The following is a 3,343-nucleotide window of genomic DNA, read 5'->3' as shown; positions in this document are numbered from 1 at the left end:
GTCTGATGGGGTGTTTCTTGACGTGTCGTCAAGTGGGTGGTTGGGCATTGAGCAGGGTCGGTCTGGTCTACCGCTTGCTTCCTTCGCTCTAAACTATGGGATATTCGAGTTCTCCCTCTCCCCCGCTACCGGAGATACGGAGCTGCGCGCTGTTACCTCCAGGTCTTTCCGCCAGGCGGTAGTACTCCCAGCAGCGCGCATCCTGTCCAAAAGGCCAGGCTCGACCGGCACACCACAGCCGGCACGGAGAATCCTCCGGCGTGGCGGCAGCGTGATCACCCTTCGGATTCCGGCAGACAGCCCCGGCATCGGTCGGCATGCACCGTACTGTGTGACGAGGCTGGCCCCTGGTCAGGCGAGTGGGGCCGGAGATGCCGAGGTGGATGGCGGCACCCTCCGGCCCGGTGTAGCGTCCGCCCGTCGTGCTCTGAGTGGGCAGCCATCCGTCGGTATTGCTGAAGCTCTCCCAGGACACGCTCGTGAGCTGGTCGGGCGGCGCTCCGGTCTGGGCCTCGTACGCATTGCTGGCGAGGTACAGGAGAGAGGCAGGAGCGAGCACCGCCTCGTCATCACCGGCCCGTTCTCAGTCGAACGATGCGATGAGGGCCCAGAAACGTGCTTCGTCCATGGCCCGGTCCTTGCATAGGCTCAAGACCGCTCAGCCTCCAGGAGCAATGAAGCCGCCGCGTCAGCTTTCGGGAAGGCTGAACCTGTAGCCCTGCCCGGTCATCCAGGGGAGCAGTTCGCGCAGGGCTGCCACGGTTTGGCTGCGGTTGCCGCCGCCGTCGTGCATGAGGACGACGCCGCCGGGACGCAGTTCCCGTTTCACGGTGGCGATGATCGAGGCGACACCGGGGCGCGACCAGTCACGGGGGTCGACGGTCCAGCCCAGCGGGCGTAGACCGTCCTGTACGGCTATCCGGCGGTTTTCGGGGCTGAAATCGCCGCCGGGGGCGCGGAACCACCTGATCAGGGTGCCCGGCCCGCCGGCCTTGCTGATCATTTTCTTGGCTGCGGTGATCTCTTGGAACTGTGTGGTGTATGCGAGGGTACTCATCGGCTGGGGGTGGTCCACGGTGTGGTCGCACAGCCGGTGGCCGTCGGCGAGGATGCGCTTGACCAGGGCGGGGTTCGCGGCGGCCTGGTTGCCTATCTGACAGAAGGTCGCCTGCGCGTGGTACTGGGCGAGCAGGTCCAGGACCTGACCTGTGAACGGCCCTGGGCCGTCGTCGAAAGTGAGTGCCACGGTCCGGCCGTACGTCGCCGCACTGTGGGCGATCGCAGCGCTCGGGGCGTTGGCAGGGGCGGCCTGCGCGCCGGCGCCGGTTGCGGCGCTTGCGGTCGTACCGGCACCGGCCAGGGCGAACGACACGGCCACCGCGCAGCCGAGAGCCGCACGGCGCAGCAGACGGACGGAACTGGAATTCTGCATTCGGTTTTGCTCCTGGTATGGCTGGCCATCTCGGGATGACAGGGACGGACCCTCACGACAGTGACCGAATGCCTGACCGAAGCAAAGGATTCACTGGCATTTGCAGCCTTTGTCACAAATCGGCCGATAGTGACCCTCACCACTGCGGCCGCGCCCGCCACCACTCCGGCTCACTCCCCGAGCGGCTCCCGCACGACGGCGATCTGGCCCGCCGGAACCGTCACCGATGCAGTGGCCTGGCTTTCCGGTGAGGAGTTCGGCGACCATGTCCCCTCGGGATCCCCGACGCACTTTGCATGATCATGCGTCGGCATGCATAATATTTCCATGTCCAAGGTCCTCACTTCTCTTCCGGCCGGCGAGCGCGTCGGCATCGCCTTCTCTGGTGGGCTCGACACCTCGGTCGCGGTCGCCTGGATGCGCGACAAGGGTGCCGTCCCGTGCACCTATACCGCCGACATCGGTCAGTACGACGAGCCCGATATCGCCTCGGTGCCCGGCCGCGCGAAAACCTACGGTGCCGAGATCGCGCGCGTGGTCGACTGCCGGGCCGCGCTGGTCGAGGAGGGCCTGGCCGCGCTGACCTGCGGCGCGTTCCACATTCGCTCCGGCGGGCGGGCGTACTTCAACACGACCCCCCTCGGCCGTGCCGTCACCGGCACGTTGCTGGTCCGGGCGATGCTGGAGGACGACGTCCAGATCTGGGGCGACGGCTCGACCTTCAAGGGCAACGACATCGAGCGGTTCTACCGTTACGGCCTGCTCGCCAACCCGCACCTGCGGATCTACAAGCCCTGGCTGGACGCCGACTTCGTCACCGAGCTCGGTGGCCGCAAGGAGATGTCCGAGTGGCTGGTCGCCCACCAGCTGCCGTACCGGGACTCGACCGAGAAGGCGTACTCCACCGACGCCAACATCTGGGGTGCCACCCACGAGGCGAAGACCCTGGAGCACCTGGACACCGGTGTGGAGACCGTCGAGCCGATCATGGGTGTCCGGTTCTGGGACCCCGAGGTCGAGATCGCCACCGAGGACGTCGCGATCGGCTTCGACCAGGGCCGTCCGGTCACCATCAACGGCAAGGAGTTCGCCTCCGCCGTCGACCTGGTCATGGAGGCCAACGCCATCGGCGGACGCCACGGCCTGGGCATGTCCGACCAGATCGAGAACCGCATCATCGAGGCCAAGAGCCGTGGCATCTACGAGGCTCCCGGCATGGCCCTCCTGCACGCCGCGTACGAGCGCCTCGTCAACGCCATCCACAACGAGGACACGATCGCGCAGTACTACACCGAGGGCCGTCGCCTCGGCCGGCTGATGTACGAGGGCCGCTGGCTGGACCCGCAGGCCCTGATGATCCGGGAGTCGCTGCAGCGCTGGGTCGGCGCGGCGGTCACGGGCGAGGTCACCCTCCGCCTGCGGCGCGGCGAGGACTACTCGATCCTCGACACGACCGGCCCCGCCTTCAGCTACCACCCGGACAAGCTGTCGATGGAGCGCACCGAGGACTCGGCCTTCGGCCCGGTGGACCGGATCGGCCAGCTGACCATGCGCAACCTCGACATCGCCGACTCGCGCGCCAAGCTGGAGCAGTACGCGGGCCTCGGTCTGATCGGCACCGGCAGCCCCACCATCGGCGCCTCCCAGGCCGCTGCCACCGGGCTGATCGGCACCATGCCGGCGTTGCCGCAGGGCGGCGCCGAGGCCATCGCCTCGCGCGGCGAGGTCTCCGAGGAGGACGCGCTCCTGGACCGCGCGGCGATGGAGGCCGGCACGGACTGACCTCCGGCGAGGACTTGACGAAGGGGCCGGCTCGACGACTGGTGTCGAGCCGGTCCCTTCGCATGCACCGCCCTGGCACCCTCACGCCGTTCAGTGGCGGGGCCTCAGGCCGGGTGCGGGGTGCGGGGT

General features: G+C 67.9%; 3 protein-coding genes. 2 read left to right on the top strand and 1 reads right to left on the bottom strand.

The window, feature by feature from the left end; translation table 11 throughout:
- Positions 1-688: 688 nt before the first annotated feature.
- Positions 689-1,432 carry a polysaccharide deacetylase family protein gene (locus tag AOK08_RS41145; RefSeq protein ID WP_055535603.1) on the bottom strand — a complete coding sequence of 248 codons (744 nt, stop codon included), beginning with the start codon at positions 1,430-1,432 and terminating at the stop codon, positions 689-691.
- Between the two features lie 60 nt (positions 1,433-1,492).
- Here AOK08_RS41145 and AOK08_RS46280 point away from each other — a divergent pair, with 60 nt between their 5' ends.
- Both AOK08_RS46280 and argG read left to right on the top strand, forming a co-directional pair.
- A complete protein-coding gene (locus AOK08_RS46280; RefSeq protein WP_157877029.1) occupies positions 1,493-1,732 on the top strand; it encodes a hypothetical protein in 240 nt (79 codons plus the stop codon).
- A 27-nt stretch (positions 1,733-1,759) separates the two neighbouring features.
- A complete protein-coding gene (argG, locus tag AOK08_RS41140; RefSeq protein ID WP_055535601.1) occupies positions 1,760-3,214 on the top strand; it encodes an argininosuccinate synthase in 1,455 nt (484 codons plus the stop codon).
- Positions 3,215-3,343: the final 129 nt, after the last annotated feature.

The sequence above is a fragment of the Streptomyces graminilatus genome (assembly GCF_001418565.1).
In the GTDB taxonomy this organism is placed as follows: Bacteria; Actinomycetota; Actinomycetes; order Streptomycetales; family Streptomycetaceae; genus Streptomyces; species Streptomyces graminilatus.
The sequence above is the reverse complement of the archived record's forward strand: the minus strand, read 5'-3'. Positions and strand labels throughout refer to the sequence as shown.

Excerpts from the sequence above, each read along its gene's own strand:
- argG (WP_055535601.1), top strand. The coding sequence starts at position 1,760 with ATGTCCAAGGTCCTCACTTCTCTTCCGGCCGGCGAGCGCGTCGGCATC.
- AOK08_RS41145 (WP_055535603.1), bottom strand. The coding sequence starts at position 1,432 with ATGCAGAATTCCAGTTCCGTCCGTCTGCTGCGCCGTGCGGCTCTCGGC.